Source organism: Paenibacillus peoriae (genome assembly GCF_022531965.1).
Taxonomy (GTDB): domain Bacteria; phylum Bacillota; class Bacilli; order Paenibacillales; family Paenibacillaceae; genus Paenibacillus; species Paenibacillus polymyxa_D.
In genome coordinates, this window is sequence record NZ_CP092831.1 from 5578005 (window position 1) to 5597132 (window position 19128).

The 19128-nt window shown below is 42.5% G+C and carries 17 protein-coding genes, 1 tRNA gene and 1 pseudogene; 8 read left to right on the forward strand and 11 right to left on the reverse strand.

All coding sequences use genetic code 11. From position 1 onward, the window contains the following. Positions 1-463 precede the first annotated feature (463 nt). From MLD56_RS24735 to MLD56_RS24745, 3 genes are read left to right on the forward strand one after another with little or no spacing between them, the layout of a single operon-like run. Positions 464-970, forward strand: coding sequence for a sigma-70 family RNA polymerase sigma factor (locus MLD56_RS24735; RefSeq protein ID WP_029518742.1), 507 nt, complete (start codon positions 464-466; stop codon positions 968-970). Continuing rightward, positions 957-2033, forward strand: coding sequence for an anti-sigma factor (locus MLD56_RS24740; protein ID WP_029518743.1), 1077 nt, complete (start codon positions 957-959; stop codon positions 2031-2033). The genes MLD56_RS24735 and MLD56_RS24740 overlap by 14 nt, the downstream gene beginning before the upstream one ends. Continuing rightward, positions 2015-2320, forward strand: a complete 306-nt coding sequence (locus MLD56_RS24745) for a hypothetical protein (RefSeq protein ID WP_029518744.1) — start codon at positions 2015-2017, stop codon at positions 2318-2320. The genes MLD56_RS24740 and MLD56_RS24745 overlap by 19 nt, the downstream gene beginning before the upstream one ends. Before the next feature lie 160 nt (positions 2321-2480). On the opposite strand, the gene MLD56_RS24750 is transcribed toward MLD56_RS24745, so the two are convergent. The 3 genes from MLD56_RS24750 to MLD56_RS24760 all read right to left on the reverse strand — a co-directional run bounded on the left by MLD56_RS24750 (position 2481) and on the right by MLD56_RS24760 (position 4762). After that, the gene (locus tag MLD56_RS24750; RefSeq protein WP_029518745.1) at positions 2481-2726 is read right to left on the reverse strand and encodes a helix-turn-helix domain-containing protein; all 246 of its coding nucleotides are present in this window, start codon (positions 2724-2726) and stop codon (positions 2481-2483) included. A 131-nt stretch (positions 2727-2857) separates the two neighbouring features. Then, on the reverse strand, positions 2858-3406 hold the full coding sequence (locus MLD56_RS24755; protein WP_029518746.1) for a sigma-70 family RNA polymerase sigma factor: 549 nt from the start codon (positions 3404-3406) through the stop codon (positions 2858-2860). 1128 nt (positions 3407-4534) lie between these two features. Continuing rightward, on the reverse strand, positions 4535-4762 hold the full coding sequence (locus tag MLD56_RS24760) for a hypothetical protein (protein ID WP_025683859.1): 228 nt from the start codon (positions 4760-4762) through the stop codon (positions 4535-4537). A gap of 138 nt (positions 4763-4900) precedes the next feature. Here MLD56_RS24760 and MLD56_RS24765 point away from each other — a divergent pair. From MLD56_RS24765 to MLD56_RS24780, 5 genes and pseudogenes are all read left to right on the forward strand, one after another. Continuing rightward, positions 4901-4972 (forward strand) — tRNA-Cys (locus MLD56_RS24765). 31 nt (positions 4973-5003) lie between these two features. Next, complete coding sequence (locus MLD56_RS26185; protein ID WP_029518747.1) at positions 5004-5237, forward strand: glutaredoxin family protein; 234 nt, start codon at positions 5004-5006, stop codon at positions 5235-5237. A 31-nt stretch (positions 5238-5268) separates the two neighbouring features. Further along, a complete protein-coding gene (locus tag MLD56_RS24770) occupies positions 5269-5481 on the forward strand; it encodes a hypothetical protein (RefSeq protein ID WP_025719390.1) in 213 nt (70 codons plus the stop codon). 174 nt (positions 5482-5655) lie between these two features. Beyond that, positions 5656-5814 (forward strand): annotated as a pseudogene (locus MLD56_RS24775) (hypothetical protein); the annotation flags it as partial. A 306-nt stretch (positions 5815-6120) separates the two neighbouring features. Beyond that, entirely contained in the window at positions 6121-9711 is a 3591-nt protein-coding gene (locus MLD56_RS24780; protein WP_029518748.1) for a family 14 glycosylhydrolase, read from the forward strand. Positions 9712-9891: 180 nt separating this feature from the next. On the opposite strand, the gene MLD56_RS24785 is transcribed toward MLD56_RS24780, so the two are convergent. The 8 genes from MLD56_RS24785 to MLD56_RS24820 all read right to left on the reverse strand — a co-directional run bounded on the left by MLD56_RS24785 (position 9892) and on the right by MLD56_RS24820 (position 19016). Then, positions 9892-10005: a putative holin-like toxin gene (locus tag MLD56_RS24785; protein ID WP_016822651.1), complete on the reverse strand. Its 114-nt coding sequence runs from the start codon at positions 10003-10005 to the stop codon at positions 9892-9894. A gap of 161 nt (positions 10006-10166) precedes the next feature. Beyond that, positions 10167-10904 (reverse strand): ABC transporter permease, encoded by a 738-nt coding sequence (locus MLD56_RS24790; RefSeq protein WP_029518749.1) that lies wholly within the window; start codon positions 10902-10904, stop codon positions 10167-10169. 28 nt (positions 10905-10932) lie between these two features. Continuing rightward, a complete protein-coding gene (locus tag MLD56_RS24795; RefSeq protein WP_049817042.1) occupies positions 10933-11643 on the reverse strand; it encodes an ABC transporter permease in 711 nt (236 codons plus the stop codon). Then, positions 11636-12562, reverse strand: coding sequence for an ABC transporter ATP-binding protein (locus MLD56_RS24800; RefSeq protein ID WP_029518751.1), 927 nt, complete (start codon positions 12560-12562; stop codon positions 11636-11638). The genes MLD56_RS24795 and MLD56_RS24800 overlap by 8 nt, the downstream gene beginning before the upstream one ends. A 190-nt stretch (positions 12563-12752) precedes the next feature. Next, positions 12753-13781: an NADH:flavin oxidoreductase/NADH oxidase gene (locus MLD56_RS24805; RefSeq protein ID WP_029518752.1), complete on the reverse strand. Its 1029-nt coding sequence runs from the start codon at positions 13779-13781 to the stop codon at positions 12753-12755. A gap of 319 nt (positions 13782-14100) precedes the next feature. Further along, positions 14101-15405, reverse strand: coding sequence for an ABC transporter substrate-binding protein (locus MLD56_RS24810; RefSeq protein ID WP_029518753.1), 1305 nt, complete (start codon positions 15403-15405; stop codon positions 14101-14103). A 106-nt stretch (positions 15406-15511) separates the two neighbouring features. Continuing rightward, positions 15512-17158: a response regulator gene (locus MLD56_RS24815; protein WP_029518754.1), complete on the reverse strand. Its 1647-nt coding sequence runs from the start codon at positions 17156-17158 to the stop codon at positions 15512-15514. Further along, on the reverse strand, positions 17151-19016 hold the full coding sequence (locus MLD56_RS24820) for a cache domain-containing sensor histidine kinase (protein WP_029518755.1): 1866 nt from the start codon (positions 19014-19016) through the stop codon (positions 17151-17153). The genes MLD56_RS24815 and MLD56_RS24820 overlap by 8 nt, the downstream gene beginning before the upstream one ends. Positions 19017-19128 lie beyond the last annotated feature (112 nt).

Here is a 19128-nt window from a genome sequence, read left to right on the forward strand (position 1 = left end):
CCAGTCGTGGGGAAAGCAAAAACTGTTTAGCTACCTTCATCAAACTGAAGATGCGTCTGTAAACCGCGATAAAAGTGCTGGAGCATGTTCTTCCTCATCAACCACCTCCCCGAAAATGTCTGGACTGGAAAATCACTCACGAACGATTTACAGAGGAGCTGTTGCACTGGCTCTACAATCCGTCATTTAATCATTGTTATCTTTCTTCACTCTTACCGTTTAAGGAATTCAAATTGAGCTATTTCGGTTGTGCTATGATGAAGGAGTTAATAAATTGAGATTCATCTGCACGAATGTATTTTGGTAACTATATTTCACATGATCAGACCATAAGCTGAATATTTACTTCTTTGGGACCGCCACAATAATCGGCATGTAAATAAATTTAAAATTCATCAGTAAATTATTATTTATTGCAACTTTTTCCTGTCTTCATTCGTGGTTGTAGTGAAAGGAGGAAAGAATGAACCTAGAAACTCTTTACTCCAGCTACTTTAACGACTTGTATAGATACCTGCTTTCCCTCTCCTGTAATCATTTCGTTGCAGAGGAACTAGTCCAAGAAACTTTCTTTAGAGCCTTTTTACATCTTGAGGATAATGAAATTGAAAATATTAAGGCTTGGTTGTTTAAAGTTGGATACCATGCATTTATTGATTTCACACGACGAAAAAACAAAAAAAATGCACTTATTGAAGAAATTAAGGGACTAGAATTACTGGATAACAATACTCCGGAAAATCAGTTCATAGAGCGTGATCAATTAAGCCAGTTAATACAATCAATTCATACTCTACCCGAAAAAGAATCCCAAGCCATCCTTTTATGTGATTTACATCAATTCAAAATGCACGAAGCAGCTGAAGTGCTGGGGTTAAATCTTAACACTTTAAAAAGTCATATTTATCGTGGGAGGAAAAAGTTAAAAACGATTCTTGAAAAGAGGGGCATACTACATGAAGAAGGATAACGATAACGAACAATTTCTCGATAAAAAAAGTAATAATAGTAATTTAACATCTAAAGAAGATCAAGAGGCGACTAATAATGAATACAATGAGTTGTTTAAAAAAGCTAATTTAGATTTCGGGACCACTTTACACTTTGAAGAAAAAGCTTCAAAAGGAATTATTAAATTAGCAAAATACCAAGCAAAGATAAGTACAATCCTCATTGTTCTAACCATTTTACTTTTAATTGTACCTGTTCTAACACTTTGTTCCTATTTATATTACGGAACAGAGAACCGAGCTAACGACTTGTTAGACACCACTAGGAATTTAATCTACGTAACTGAACCTAATACAATGTTAGAAGAAGGGTTTGATGCTAGAATCGGTTTTTTTTCTATGGACGCGAATTTTAACACTTTAAAACGTGTTGGGAAGCAAAGTCTTAATTCTGAGGCAATCAAAGTGCATTACACAATGAAACAATTTTCTGCCGTGGAACGGCAATCTAACACAAGTATACCTGTATCTGAGTCAAATAAGAATCATTTCATTTTCCCAAGTAACAACCTGAATCTTGATAAAAATAAGGAGTGGGAGGTTTTAAACGGTTTGCCTTCTGGGTCTGTCGCCGAATTGTACATTTCTTTCGATGATTTGTATTCTCCCCAAGAAGTGGAACATAAGCTCCCCAAAAGTATTGATACTCTGTGGCTTGCAGTAAACTCAGGAGTGGAGAACTCACAAAATAGTGAACAAATAATTCCTTTGGGGTACCCTACGCATTCTGATGCCAATTTATTTTCTCCGTTTTTCGAGGCTGAGGTTGCTAAACAAGGAATTGAACCTATATTTCTTAAAATTGTTGAACAGTTGGCTCAGCGACAAAAGCTAATATCTACTTTTCCATACTACCAGAATACATCTTTCTCTAAACGTTTGGATTATATAAAGAAAAATGGAATCCTCACCTATGGAGTCGTCGTTACTGGGCCATCTGAAGAACTAAAAAAACTTAAAAGTAATAAAATGGTGCGCACAATAAAAGTTGAGGAGGTAGAGTTATGGAATTGGCATTCTTAAAAAATAAAAAGAGAACCCTTTTACACCCCATAATAGGAATGATATCTTTCTTGTGCGGTATTTTTTCATTAGTTGAATTGAATATTAACTATTTATTTCTCTCTTCTTTTTTTCTTCCTCAAGCACTATATAGCATACCAGTACTAGGAATTTTTTTGGGAATGGTAGCACTATTTACAAGGCGATCTAAAATGTATGCATGGTGGGGGATTGGACTGAATATTTTTGTACTCCTCTTCTCTTTCGTGATATTAATACTCTCTTGGTCAATTAATCCTAAGCCATAATACGAAAGATTTGATATATACATCGCACTATTTACTAACTTAATTCGCATTCAAACAAAACCAAATAACCAGTCGCCGATAGATTCCAGGCGACTGGTCGCTTAAATTGCAATATGTTTTGATATCCCACTCAAGACATTCCCGGCTTACAGCACCAGACTTAATTATCTGTCTCTTCATTTTTTTTATTTACAAATTCCCAAAAACCAGGCACTGATTTCAAGTCATATCTATAGATTGCCTCAATTAATTTTAAGCTTACTTCTTGTCTTAAGTCATTACGATCTTGAGGTTTTGTCTGTGTAAGAGATTTTTGAATTTTGGGATTGAATTTTTCAATAATAGTTGCTATTGCTCGTGCGTCTCTTTGTTGTGCTTTCTTAATTAGATTCATAAAAGAGTTCACTGCTTCTCTCCCCTTCACATAACGAATTACTTGCTCTATTTTCCCGAGAGTATTGAGGATTGATGCCATTGATCATAACAGATTGGACTGTACTGTTCTTTTATATAATCCAGTACTATAATTAATCCACTTTACGCCAAAAAATCTCTAAGTTTTTTTAATGCCCTAGTTCTTGTTTTTGAAACGGCCTGCTGTGATACGTTATTATTTTTAGCAATTTCAGTATCCGAACAATTCATGACATATGAAGCACTCAAAATACTCTTTTCTTTTTCCGTTAATAAACTTATCGCTTTATGTAGCTTTGAACTCGTTACCACGTCTTCTATTTTAACTGTTCGCTTATCCTTCAAGAATTCATATTGTGTACATACATCCTTAAAAAGATTGTGTGAATCCTCTTCCGGTATTAACACGTTTCTTTTTCGGATTCTTCTTTGCTTCTTGTCAAAATCTATCGAAGCATAATGTATCAAAGATGATATATAGGTTGTAAAACGAAGTTCTAAAAAGAATTGTTTGAATTTTTCATCTAGTTCCTTATTATTAGCATCAGATGGAAACATAATACTTTCTTTGAATAAAGCATAGTGCTCTGGGTCATTCAAAAACTCATTTATAATTTTTTTTCTTGAAAGAATGCTAACAATTTCAGTAAAATTTAGTATGTAAGAGTTCATAATTTCCCTCCTAAATAAACAGTATGTTTAATCAAAGTGATACAACTTGGCGAAACCACAACCATAAATGTCTAAAAAGATATTTTTTTAAAAAAATTGTTAAAAAACCTTGTGAAAGGCTTTAGTATCGAGATTATTTGTGAGAATTTGAATTCTAATCGTGCTATATTAATTAACTTGGACATTGTATAATATTGGATTTTCTTATTTAAAACCTCTTATAACTAATCACTAAAAAATAATCTTGCCTGAATTAAAGAGTTATTGCTACGAAAACAAAACATTTACATCGCGAAGTGATTACCGGAGTATTACGGCTCTGTATAAACTATTTCACTATGGGGAAGCTCAATGGAAAGTAGGAGAATTTTTTCGTATACTTTGTTGTGATGCCTATTGTTACGATGATTGTTTATATTTATCAGCATGAGCCAGTATAGAGTGGGCAGTGTATCTCAGACCGAAACAACCGATTTTGAGGATCGACCATGTCTCTAAACATGACTTGATTGACTTGAGTTGAAAATACGCCTTAATAAAACAAAAAAATCGTTACAAAACACCAACGACTGATTTTCGAAATTAATGTTATGGTGAAGAAGACAGACTGGAAATGGTTCTGAAAAAAACCTTTTTCGCACACCCCCAATTAATAAAACGACGTAAAAAGTTTAGTTTTCTCTACATAACTGGTAATATCGCAATTTAGGATTGAATGGGTATATATAAAAATTCATGATAAGAACACAGAAAAATAGAAATTTAAAAGCTTTGAATATTTATCACTTAACTAAAAAACAAAACATTTGGTTCAGGTTTTGAATAAAATGTTTATGAGCGTTAGCTCTTTGAGAAATGAAAAAAGCCGCTTCCTAAGAGGAAGCGGCTTTTCGCTATATGATTTAAGTTGAACTTACAAGTACTACTACTCAGTTAGATCATGCCCCTTTTCCTCCTTCCTAATACCGCTTAATTAAACCCTATAATTAGGGCAGGAGGCTCGGTGGTAATATTTTTAAAAGCAGCCGTCTCGCTTCCATAACACTATTATGCCCCATCCGTTTAATCTAAATTTTAAGAGTTCAACTCATATAATTGTAATTCACGGTTTATCAAAGGAAAGGAGCACTAATCCGTACAATGTTCAGGATTAAAGTTACAACCACAAATTGTGACACCTACTTTATCGTAGCACGCGGATTCAATTTTTTTAAGATGATAAGCATATTTCTCACATATCTCCTGGTAAAACAAAATATCACTAGGATTTTCAGTTTCCTCTATTTTTTTACTTAGCTTTAATAGTTCAATTTTAAAATTATGATGTCTTGATCTCCAAGCGTGCAATTCTTCCAACAGGATCGCCTCCAAAATATTTTATGTTTAATAAAGTGGGGCAGCGGACTGATAGAACAACCTAAAAAATAGAAACTATTTTTGGGTTGTACTTTTTAAAACTACTATCACTTTACTTCTCAAACACCAATTAAGTTTGGGGGTATAGCCAAGAGGCTAAGGCAAAGGTCTGCAAAACCTTCATCCCCGGTTCAAATCCGGGTACCCCCTTGCTAATTTAATTCGATGGGAGAGAAAGGTAATGTTAAATGAGGTACTTATCTACACAAAGTCAAATTGTAAATTTTGCCAAAAAATTAAGGAGTGGATGGGGGACAACAAGATCAATTTCACTGACATTGATATTACCAATATAAATGATCTCAAGTTACTTCGCGAAATTAAAGGCGTACCCTACACAATCATAAAGAGATCTGGCAAAGAAACAGTTATCTGCGGATTCAATCCAAACAAGCTTAGGGAGACGCTTCTATAATTTCAAAATCTCTTCTGAAGGGAAGATATCTATGAGTGTAGAGGCAATGATTTCATTAATTACAAATGTTGGATTTCCCGTTTCGCTATGTTTTATTCTTCTTTGGTACATTTTGAAGACTCTAGGAGAAAAATTAGATAAGTTAGACAACTCAATGAATCAGCTTAATACTACGATTAAAAAGATTAGCCTGTTAAGAAACTCTAAAAATGAATTTGATTCAAAAAAAAATTCACTTATGTGATATCAGCATCCTAATGGAAAATCATGCAGACACCTTCCAAGTAAGCTATTTCTGAGAGAAATGTCTGTCAATTATATTCAATTTCACATAATATATATTACTCGTTAGTGAACACACTCCTTCGGATAGGTTTGTGTAAAACGTGGAAACTTCACTCGTCTCAAAGACATCTAGATCAGTTTGTATGAGCAACTGAATGATACCATGTATGAGCAGGTGCTGGAGCGGCTGGAGCATCAGGCAGAGCATGCCAAAGAATGGCGGGATCGGATCAATACGTATTTCTACCGTAAAAGCGGCATTGCCGACCAGAAGGATCGCTCTATTTATTAAGCAGGCTGTCTCGGCAATACTTTCCATACAGACTGGAACAAGACTTTTATACGCTTAGGTTCATTTTCTCCTATACTGGCTTGGCTATCCGCACATCACTAAAGGGCATGCGTCTCCTCAGACCTATGCCTTATTTTTTTGCCTGTAGACTTTTAGGCACACGGTTGCTTACGTAAAATGTCATATTTGTCCACCTTGAGTGCGCAATAAATTCTTCTTTTTATGCAACCGCTTGCTTTATACTATTTTTGTAGACGTTTACAAAATGTTGTCGAATTAGACTATGCTTTGGGGAGGATGATCGGTTTGACCTTGTATCGAAGTCTATGGAAAAAAGGGTGTATGCTTCTACTAAGCCTTGTGCTGTCTCTGACCGCCTTCATTGGCTCACCCTCTAATACGGCGAGCGCAGCGGTTGCAGATGATTTTCAAGCTTCCGTCATGGGACCGCTGGCGAAAATCAATGACTGGGGTTCCTTTAAAAAGCAGCTACAAACGTTGAAAAACAATGGCGTGTATGCCATCACTACCGACGTCTGGTGGGGCTATGTGGAGAGCGCAGGAGATAACCAGTTCGATTGGAGCTACTACAAGACCTATGCAAATGCCGTGAAAGAAGCGGGACTGAAGTGGGTTCCTATTATCTCTACGCATAAGTGTGGAGGAAATGTGGGAGATGACTGTAACATCCCACTGCCAAGCTGGCTGCCGAGCAAGGGCAGTGCAGATGAAATGCAATTCAAGGACGAAAGCGGCTATGCCAATAGTGAAGCCCTCTCCCCATTGTGGAGCGGAACCGGTAAACAATATGACGAGCTGTATGCCTCATTCGCTGAAAACTTTGCCGGATATAAAAGTATCATTCCCAAAATTTATTTGAGCGGCGGTCCTTCTGGGGAATTGCGCTATCCGTCCTACTATCCAGCAGCAGGGTGGAGCTACCCGGGACGAGGCAAGTTCCAAGCTTATACTGAAACAGCCAAAAATGCATTCCGCACAGCTATGAATGACAAGTACGGATCATTGGACAAGATTAATGCTGCTTGGGGCACCAAGCTGAGCAGTCTTAGCCAAATCAATCCACCGACCGATGGGGACGGATTTTACACGAACGGCGGATATAATTCCACATATGGAAAGGATTTTCTGTCGTGGTACCAAAGTGTACTTGAGAAGCATCTGGGCGTCATCGGAGCAGCGGCCCACAAAAACTTCGATTCTGTGTTTGGTGTCCGGATCGGGGCCAAAGTTTCCGGTCTGCACTGGCAAATGAACAATCCTGCTATGCCGCACAGCACAGAACAAGCAGGTGGATATTATGATTACAACCGTCTCATTCAGAAATTCAAGGATGCCGATCTAGACTTGACATTTACTTGCCTGGAGATGAGTGACAGTGGCACAGCACCGAATTATTCCTTGCCGTCCACCCTGGTTGATACCGTCTCCTCCATCGCGAATGCCAAGGGTGTTCGCCTGAATGGTGAAAATGCACTCCCGACAGGCGGCAGCGGCTTCCAAAAAATCGAGGAGAAAATCACGAAGTTCGGTTATCACGGGTTTACGTTATTGCGCATCAACAATCTCGTCAACAATGATGGCTCACCAACCGGTGAGTTGAGTGGATTCAAACAATATATCATCAGCAAAGCCAAGCCTGACAATAATGGCGGTACAGGCAACAAAGTAACGATATACTACAAAAAAGGCTTTAACTCACCTTACATTCACTACCGTCCGGCTGGCGGAAGCTGGACTGCAGCGCCAGGTGTGAAAATGCAGGATGCCGAAATTAGCGGCTATGCTAAAATTACCGTCGATATCGGTTCTGCCTCCCAATTGGAAGCCGCTTTTAATGACGGCAATAACAACTGGGACAGCAACAACACCAAAAACTACTCCTTCAGCACGGGCACTTCTACGTACACGCCCGGTAACAGCGGCAATGCGGGAACGATCACATCTGGCGCTCCAGCGGGTACGATTCCCGGGGATGGCGGCGGTACAACTAACAAGGTAACGGTATACTACAAAAAAGGCTTTAACTCGCCTTATATTCACTACCGCCCAGCTAACGGAAACTGGACTGCCGTACCCGGTGTGAAAATGCAGGATGCCGAGATTAGCGGCTATGCCAAAATTACCGTTGATATCGGTTCTGCCTCCCAATTGGAAGCTGCTTTTAATGACGGCAATAACAGTTGGGACAGCAATAACTCGAAGAACTACCTTTTCAGCACTGGAACTTCTACCTACACACCCGGCTTGAACGGGGCTGCAGGATCTATCCGAACGGGGGCACCTTCGGGGGGCGTCCTCAGCGTAGGGGCTTCTACCTACGCAACCGACCTCAACGAAGTGGCAGGACCTATCCCAACAGAAAAACTTTCGGGTGTAACCTTAAACGTAAGCACTTCTACCTACACACCCAATGTTAACGGAGTTGAAGTAACTGCTCAAACGGAGGCGCCTTTAGGCGCCTTCACTCCTATAGATCCGGGTACCCTTTCCAAGCCAACTCCCCTCAACGTAGACTGGAGCGAACAAAGCATTTATTTTATCATGACAGACCGATTTAGCAACGGAGATCCGTCCAACGATAACTACGGTGGCTTCAATTCCAACAACAGCGATCAACGCAAGTGGCATGGTGGCGATTTTCAAGGTATTATTAACAAACTCGACTACATTAAAAATATGGGGTTTACCGCGATCTGGATTACTCCGGTAACGATGCAAAAGAGTGAATACGCTTACCACGGCTATCATACGTATGATTTTTATGCGGTAGACGGGCATCTCGGTACAATGGACAAGTTCAAAGAGCTGGTTGGTAAGGCACATGACAAAAATATCGCTGTGATGCTGGACGTCGTCGTGAATCACACAGGTGATTTCCAACCGGGGAACGGCATCGCCAAAGCTCCTTTTGACAAAGCAGACTGGTATCATCACAATGGTGAAATTACAGGGGGGGACTACAACTCCAACAACCAATGGAAAATTGAAAATGGTGATGTGGCAGGACTGGATGACCTAAATCATGAAAATCCCGCTACCGCAAACGAGCTTAAAAACTGGATCAAATGGCTGCTGAATGAGACAGGCATCGACGGACTGCGGTTGGATACCGCCAAGCATGTACCGAAGGGTTTTCTAAAGGATTTTGACCAAGCCGCCAATACCTTCACCATGGGTGAAATTTTCCATGGCGACCCTGCTTATGTGGGGGATTACACCCGGTATCTCGATGCCGCATTGGATTTTCCGATGTATTATACAATCAAGGATGTCTTCGGACACGATCAATCCATGAGAAAAATCAAGGAACGCTACTCCGATGATCGTTACTATCGCGATGCCCAGACCAACGGTGTATTTATTGACAATCATGATGTAAAACGTTTCCTGAATGACGCCTCCGGCAAGCCGGGTGCTAACTATGACAAATGGCCACAGCTCAAAACTGCTTTGGGCTTTACTCTGACATCACGCGGAATTCCAATCATCTACCAAGGTACTGAGCAAGGCTTTAATGGCGGAGATGATCCCGGCAATCGGGAGAATATGGCTTTCAACTCCAACCATGACCTGTATCAGTACATCGCTAAGCTGAACAATGTGCGCAACAACCACCCTGCTCTGCAAAACGGCAGCCAAAAGGAAAAATGGGTGGACGACTCCTTTTACAGTTTTCAGCGCTCTAAAAACGGTGACGAGGCCATCGTATTTATCAACAACTCCTGGAATAGTCAAACCCGCACGATTGGCAACTTCGATAATCTGTCCAACGGAACCCGCCTGACCAACCAGCTAAGCAACGACTCCGTTCAGATTAACAATGGCTCAATCACCGTGACTCTCGCTCCAAAGGAAGTTAAAATTTTCACCAAGTAAACAGCGTTATTCAGTTACACTGGTTATTCAGATGTGCTAAAATAAATGATAGAAGGATATACTAAAAAAGAGCAAGGATGCTGGTAACATCCCTACTCTTGGCAACAGCCGCTTTGAAGAGCGGTCGGCTGAAAAAGGCGATCTACAGAAATAGACCGTTTTCCCCTTGAGCAGGGCGGTCTATTTCTTTTTGTTTTGGTTCAACGCAATAACAATCGTAACGATTAATCCGATCAACGCTATTAATAGCGTGCCGAACATCATCATTAATGTCAGAGCATCCTTAACCTCCACAGGCATCACCTCCCTTCCGGGAGATTAGCCGACCGCCCACCTAAGCCATTCTGTTGTTACTGGAATTATAGCACGTAAATCCGTCCTTAAGCGACAACATTTTACAGATTCATCCAGCCAATCTTATATGGACACTCATCGTCCTTTGCTGCTTACACATTCTACTGTGTCTCTATATGGGTATAGCTTCTCAACGCTAAAAAAAGCCCAAGCGCAAAAATGAAGCATATACTGATGACCCCACCAGGAACATACGTAAATGTTCTGCCCATGTCGCCATGGGGAGAAAACAATAACGGCACTGTCCATGGATAAAAGGTATTCCCCGGTATATTAATTAAAACAAAATTTAAACACATGACCGTACACATTCCCATAATAGCAGGCACAAATTTTTTCCAACGAATAGCGAAGAACGTGATGATCGGGATGAGCATAGCGTGCATAAGAATCATTTTAGCAAATACCCCAAGCTGATACATAACGATTTCAAAGGTTAGCGGTCTGGCCGTAATAAACATACCCAATATCGCAGATAGCACAAATGCTAACAGCAGGCTAACAGCGATGTACATATAGATAACGAGCAGCTTGCTGAAGTAAATCCGAGTTCGGCGAACTGGGTTTGTAAACAGTGCAATATGAGTGTTCTCCTGGTATTCTCTCGCATAGATATAGCAGGTCAAAATGTAATAGCTCATATATCCAGTTATTAAATTAATGGAGGATACCAAATCCATAAAGTATTCATTCCATCCATCACGATCCAAGGAAAGTTTAGGATTTATGGCGTAAGTACTAAAAGTCAAAAATACGGTTGCTATTAAAATAAACACACTTAGAAAAAGAATTTTAGTTCCTTTCAGCTTCAAGCACTCTGCTCTAAACAGGTCAAACATAGTAGCCCTCCTTTCAAAAAATCTTCATTTAGGCTCTTCTTTGATATGTCCATATGGATAAAAACAATCCAAGAAGAAAGATCACGGATAAGCTGAGCCATGCTATTGAAACATTGGTAGGTATAGTCGCATTTCTTTCATTAGGAGATAAGAGATAGGGCACAATCCAAGGGTACCATTCACTTTTGTATATAAAATTTAAAAATATAGCAGTACAAACTACGAGTACAACCACCATAAGACTTTTCCAGTGTATAGCAAAAAAAGAGGCGATTGGGATTAACATCGCATGCATCACACACATTTTAGCAAACACTTGGATTTGGTATACCCAGATAGCCATCGTTAAAGGTCGATCTGTAATGGACATGCCTAATAATGCAGACAAAAACAGAACGAGAAATAAGGACACAATAATAAATCCATAAATAATGATCAATTTACTAAAATAAAATTTAATCCTGTTGACAGGCGTGGTAAACATAAACAGATGCGTGTTTTCCTGATACTCTCTTGCAAAAATATGACCGGTTAATATGTAGTAACTGATAAATCCGGCTGCAACATTGACGAAGAGAACTATGCCCTCGAAATAGTAGGTCCAACCCCGTTTATCAATTGAATATCTGTAAAAAATAGCGCTCGTCGCGAATTCCAACAGCACAACAGCCAGCAATATAATATAGCTCAACAAGAAGGCTTTAGAACCTTTAAGCTTAATGAGCTCTGCTCTAATCATGTCGCCCACCCTCTCCTGAAATGAGAGACAAAAAGTACTCCTCTAGCGTCTGTTTTGAGGTGTGTATCTCATAGACCGAAAACTGATGATCTATTAACTGTCTATTTAAGGTGGCTGTATTTTCAATCGGACTATGAATTCTTAGTTGTTGTGGGGATATCACATCATATTGAAGCTGCTTTATGTGCTCTTGCAGAAATGTTTGTACTGCTTCTGCATCGTCTACCTTTACATCTGTGTATTGCTCAAAACCTTCCTCCAACCGACTCAAACGATCTTCCGCTAACAGCTTTCCATTATGTATAATCCCGATGTGTGTAGCTAACTGCTGAATTTCACTCAAGATGTGGCTGGAAATAAGAATGGTTTTCCCATTCTCCTCACACAACCGCTTCAACAGCTGACGAATTTCCTTAATTCCAGATGGGTCCAGTCCGTTGGTCGGCTCATCCAATATGAGCAACTCAGGGTCATGAACAAGCGCCCTCGCAATCCCCAATCTTTGCTTCATCCCTAGGGAATAATCTTTGAACTTCTTTTTACCGGTATGCTCTAAACCTACCGTGGTTAAGGTACGTTCTATTCTTCCATCATCCTTCATTCCCATGTACTTACAGCATATTCTCAGATTATCACGCGCACTCAGGTTTTCGTATAAACCTGGTGTTTCAATAATCGTTCCAATTTTGGAAAAGATAGATGGATAATTCGTCTCCAACCGCTCGCCAAATAAAAAAACCTCCCCACTTGTAGGCTCAATCAGCCTCATCAGCATGCGGATGGTCGTTGTTTTGCCAGCCCCATTCTCACCGAGGAAACCGTAGATACTGCCACGCTCCACGTGTAAGGAAATATCGTCTACAGCTACCGACATCCCGAACTGTTTGCGGAGGCCCTTCGTTTCAATAACATACTGCATTTCTTTCATCCTCCTATACACACCAAATATAATTATTATACAGATTGAATCATCCACAAAATGTAAAAACCATCACATTTATTCATTTGCCAATCATTATCCCGATAAAAACAAAACAGGCACCTGACGAAGCGTACACTTCGTTGCAGGTGCCTTGTTTATATATAAACAACGTGGGATTACTTAGGCCTCAGTAGCCACGTTGATATTGTTCAGGTATGGAAGGCTTCTCGCCGCGCAGTGCCACCGCTGCATGAGTAGCCCAATATGGATCACGCAGCAATCCGCGTCCCACAGCGACCAGATCGGCATCCTCATTGCCGATAACAGACTGCGCCAAGGCCGGTTCATCCAGTGCGCCAACGGCGATGACTGGGATGTTCAGCGCCTCGCGGATTTGGCGAGCAAACGGCACTTGATAGCCCGGATAGTTGCCTGGCTTTCTGGCGCCTGCCGGTCCTTCTCCGCCCGAGCTGACATGGATCACGTCTACGCCTGCAGCCTGATATGCTCGGCTCAGCTCAATAGCATGATCCACATCGTATCCACCATCTACATATTCCACCGCGCTGATGCGGAAGATTAACGGCATACCCGCAGGCATTTCCTTGCGCACAGCCTGAATGACTTCAACGCCGAAAAGGGATAGCTCCTGACCATACACGTCATCACGCTTGTTTGTAACCGGCGAATGGAATTGGTGAATCAAGTAACCATGTGCACCGTGAAGCTCAATCGTATCCACGCCCGCTTGAACCGCACGCCGGGCGGCGTCTGCGAATTTTTGTACCATGCCACGGACTTCCTCTGTGGTCAGTGCGCGCGGCTGCTTATAACTCGCATCCGGGTATGCGATGGCCGAGGGAGCGACCGGCTCTGCTGCATCCTCAGCTTTACGGCCCGCGTGAGCAATCTGAATGCCTACCTTGGACCCGTGCGCATGAATACCGTCAACCAGCTTCTTATAAGCCGGAATATGTTCATCTGACCAAAGGCCCAGATCATAATCGGTAATTCGTCCATCCGGTTCCACGTCCGTCATTTCTATAATAATCAGCCCCGTGCCTCCAATTGCTCGGCTTAGGTAGTGAACATGATGCCAATCATTCGGAATCCCATCCTTGGCTGTGACCGAGTATTGGCACATCGGTGCCATGACCACACGATTCTTTAACTCCAAATTTTTGATTGTATACGGTGTAAACAACGAAGTCTTCAAAACGCTCATCTCCTTTTTCATCTCTACCACATAACTAAAAATGCGTTCCAAATTACACGGTCTATTATAAGCACAATCGGCACAGTCCAAACGAAATAAAGAGATTCCCCAACCGGGGTCTCCCTCGTATTTGCACCGTGCAGTCATTATGTATATCGTAAGGTTGTAGATGTATTGCACACAATCTATTATCCACAACCTAATAACTTTTTGCAAGTAAATATTTAAATATTATTAAATATTTTTTTGTTCACACTCTCTCGACCTCCTAACTCTAACACAAAAAGACGCCCTTACGGACGCCTCTGCGAAACCAGGTTTATTGCGCTGAGCCTAATTGGACCCATGCCTTTTCAATCTCTGCAACTGCCTGATCCTTGTTCATGTTGCCGCTGATATAAGCCTGCATCAGCTCGCCAAATTTTTGATGGAATGTATCCAAGGAGTAGTTAACAGACAGATCACCGGACTTCGACGTTTTCAAAATGCTTTCCATTTCCTTAGGCATTTCCAGATCAGGAAGCGGTGCATCCTTAATTGGAGGAATCACCTTCGCTACCTGGGAGAACCAGTTCTTACCGTATTCCGAAGTGTACAGCCAGTTGAAGAATTCAATTGTTTCCTTCGATACTTCGGAATCCTTATTGATACGCAGCGCCTGATCTGCACCGGTAATGATGACCGATTGATCCGCTTTGTCACTCACCGGATATCCCATGATGCCAATCTTGAGATCAGGGTTAATTTTCTTGATCGCTTCCTCATCCCACGCACCTTTACCCGTCATAAATGCAGCTTTTCCAGATGCAAAATCACTTACTCCCGCATTGCTGTCCCGTTCCAGCGGCTTATCTGTGCCATGTTTCACCGTCAAATCAATGAAGCTAAAGAAGTTGTTGTACAGCACTGGGTAGTCCTTGATTTTTGCTTTACCTGCGATAAAATCACTAACGAGCTGCTTCGACTCCACGCCTGCATCCTGTGCAGCAGCATCTACATAGTGCATGAAGATGTGCTTCCATACCCACCACTCTTTATATGCGTTGGCAAATGGAGTAATGCCCTTCGCCTCCAGCTTGGTGACCGCGTCCTGCATTTCTGCAATCGTCTTTGGCGGGGAGGTTATCCCAGCTTTGGTAAGCAAATCTTTGTTGTAAATCAACGAAAACAGGTTCCCCTTCACCGGGAGTCCGAGCACTTTGCCGTCACTGGAACTCATATTCGCTCGAACAGCATCCGTCATGGCTGCTGCTAGCGGCTCATTGGTCAGATCGGCGCTATAATCCGCATACGTGTCGATGTCGCCTCCTGCCGTCGTTTGGAATACATCCGGTGTACTACCTGAAGCTATTTTCGACTTCAGAATCGTGTTGTAGTCTGCCTGCATGATCTCCAAATTGATCTTCACGTTAGGTTTGACCTTCTTATACTCCTCGATATACGCGTTAAAGGCATCGGTATACTCCGGTGAGGCTGTGAACATATTTATTGTAACCGTTTTCAAATCTTTTTTGCCGCCAGCACTTTCTTTCGACGCATCCGTGCCGCCGCTGCTTCCACATCCGCTCAACAAACCGACCGTCAAAAGCAAACTGCCGGATAACGCCATCATCTTCTTTAACATGGATACTCCCCCATTTGTTTGTGATCAACGTCCATGCGATCATTCTAAAAAATATACTCCAATTTAAAAAGGCAGATTAGTGAAGCATTAAGGGTAAAAAAGTGGTTTATTGCAAGCTCACACGATACTCAGACGGTGACACCTGATAATAATTACGAAAAGCCTTACTGAAATAATTTTTATCCTTGTAGCCGAGCATATCCGAAATTTCCTGTATTTTCAGGCTGGAATCGCCCAGCAGCTCCTTCGCCTTGTCCATCCTAACCTTCTGTACATATTCGTGAATACCGTAACCAAACTGCTGCTTAAACAGCTTCATCAAGTATTCCCGACTCAAAAAAAAGGTTTCAGCAAAGAACGAAATTTTAATATCCTCAAAATAATAACGGTCGATGTGCCTTTTGATGTCTGTTATGTCAAAGGGCTGGTTCCCCGCTTGAGCATGTTGGACCCCAGCAATGTAAAGCTCCAGCATCCGATTCAATCTCTGACCGTAGTGAACAAAGCTCGTAAAATCAGCAGACAAATCGCTTTCCCCCACGTGCTCCGGTTCTTCCAAAGCTCCATCTTGATTCAACGCTGACGTAGACGCACCCAACTCAATCGCTGCCTCTTTCAGTAGAAAATGGAACTCCCGCATCAATCGATCTGCATCCTGTAAACGGAAAACAGGACCTGTTGCCAATTGTTTCAGCAGATCACCCAGCAGCACCTTTGCCCGGTTTGCCTGACCTGTCTGAGCATCCTTTTGGATCGCCAACAGTTGCTCCGTCCATGACATTTCCTCTGACGTAGCCATTTGCCGGGGCACCGTATGGAGAATAGATTCCCCTTCCAGCTTCAATACATCCGTGCTGTGAATAAGCGTTTTGGCATCCCTATAGGCAGAAGCCAGCTCCACTACGTCTGTACAGAGCTTGCCCACTCCGGCCGCTACTACCATACAGAACAGCCCATGCAGGTTCACAACCGCCTTCTGTGCCACTTGTGCCAGTAGGAGGGACATATGTTCTTCATGCCCTGGGGCCAGGGTACAGATCGAAATGACCTCGCGCTCCCGTCGCGGATGGGGGAAGCTAAAACAACTCAACCGTTCATCTGATGTCTGCGCTAATACATTCGTTACAGCAAAATCCATCAGATCGACATCGCCATGAAAACGTGTCCTGCGAATCTCATCCCTGTTCAGCAGCCGCAGCACGATCACCCCAAAGCGATTCCCCGGCTGATCCGCTCCGATCAATGGGAGCAACGCCGTATTGGCCTGCCTTTTAAAGCTACCGTCCAAAATGGACAAATATAGCTTCTCTTTCAGCTTCGGCAGTGACATATTCAGCGTAATGTTCTGGCTAATGGACTTGTTTTTGCTTTGCTCTCGGCTTTCCAGAATGTCCACTGCTTTGCGCAGTGCCTGGTTCAGATCCTGACGATTGATAGGCTTGAGCAGATAATCCACCACCCGGGATTGAATCGCCTGCCGTGTAAATTCAAAGTCGTTGTAGCCGCTAATGACAATCGTCAACAGATGGGGATATGCCTTCTCGATGGCACGGAGAAATTCGATACCGTTCAGCTCAGGCATTTTCATATCGACCATCACCACATCTATAGGGTGCTGACCCAGCAGCTCCAGTCCCAATCTTCCATTCGTCGCTTCATAAATATGTTCGATCCCCAGACGGTCCCAGTCCCCGATAATACGAATGGCTTCGCGCAACGGCTCTTCATCGTCAATAATCAATACGTTATACATGACTACTTCCTCCCCGGGGAATTTGCATTCTCATTTCCGTTCCCGTTTCATCCGTAAGGATGAATAATCCTGCCTGATCTCCATACAAAAGCTTCAACCGTGTGTTCAGATTTTTCAAACCAATATGCTCACTCTCCCGTTCTTCCCATTTTTCATGGAATGAATCCAGCACCAGTCTCAGCTTGTCCTCTGAAAATCCAGGCCCGTTGTCCCTGACTGCAATTGTGGCATTTGCATCTGTAGAACTCGAATCGGCTGAAATGACGATCAGAATATCGCTTGATACTTTTTCCAACGCATGCTTGATAGCGTTTTCCACCAACGTCTGCACAGATAACCTTGGAATCGGCAGCTCCATCAGCATTTCCTCCCATACCACTTCGACCCGCAGTCTCGCCCCGAATCTTGCTTTTTGCAGACCTATATATCGTTCAATATGCTTGAGCTCCTCGCGGGCAGCTACGATATCCTTGCCGTTGATGGAATACCGTAACGTTTGGGCCAACGCATCCACCATATCCGCCATATCGAACATCTCCCGCTTTAATGCCTGTGTGGATATGGCTTGCAGGGCATTGTACAGAAAATGAGGATTAATTTCAGCCTCCAACGCCTTGAGTATGGCGTTCTTTTCGACCAGCTTCATGCGATAGCGCTCATTAATAAGTTCTTCGGTTCTTTGGACCATTTCGTTAAAATGCAGCGACAAATATGCAATCTCGTCATGTCCCTTCACAGGAGCTGTTGCTCCAAAATCTCCGGTGCTAAACCGCTTCATCTGGGTGGACAGCTTATGTAAAGGTCGGGTAATGGCGTTCGAGGTCAGTGTCACTAATATAATAGACACACCTAAAAATAAAGCCCCAATGGCATAGCTCCAGTTTCGTGTTGTCGTAGCTGCTTCATAAATCTGGCGGTATGGGATGGGCTTAATGAGCTGCCACCCATCCTTTTCGCCAGCATCATAGACGACCAAATACTCCTGATTGCCACTGCGATCAGACCACGTTACTCGCCCGCTTCCTCCCTTGCCGATCTGTGCCAACACTCCGGAATCACGCATCCGCTCATATAGCGGAAAGCTGTTCACATAAAAGGGAACCCCTTTAGGGCTCATTAGCATCAATTGGTCCCCTTTGCCCAGTGGAATGTTCTGCATGATTTCATCCACGGTGCTCGTATTGTAATAAAAGGACAGCACCGCCTGCGGGTGACGGGATGCAATCGACCTCAGCACTCGATGGTATGCCATAAAGCTGGCTTGTGGCGCTACATAGCCCATATCAGAGCGGGACCCCACAAAGGATTGAAATGATTCGTTCGTGGTACTGGCCATCGCCTCTTTATACCAAGGAAGCTTGGGAATATCTGTATTTACTCCTTTGCGCACCGTAATGTTATACGTCTCCCTGGTCACCACATAGTATTGATGTCGGTCCGCCACGTACAGATAGATCGCTTCCAGATCGGTACGCGAATAAAACATGCTGCGCAAGTAATTCTCAATGACCATTCTCGAAGCATAGTCCCAGTTCTCATTGGCAATCGCGTTCATAATATCGTTGTAACGTAGCTGCGGAAGAGCCAACTGCTGCATTCCCTCCAAGTAATCCTCCAAATTCTGATTGACCAGCAGCAGATTATTGGTCGTGCTGGCGATGCTATGGTTAACCGACTCCTTTTCAATCATCTGATAGGAAATAATTGTGAGTGAGCCCACCACCAGAATAATCACCGAGGTAAAAAGTAGAATGAGCTTGTTCACTAATTTTTGCGTGATTCTCCTCCACATAGAGCGAAGAAACGTTCTTACACGCTCTGACATCATGATAATCGCCCCTTTTGAAAGCGTACACATTTTTACCCTCAACTGTTTTCTTAAATCCATTGGTCCGGCCCTAGAGCTATCCTATACTTTCATTATATCTTAAACAGCTTGGAACGTAAGAACGGAAAATGTTGAGAAAAAG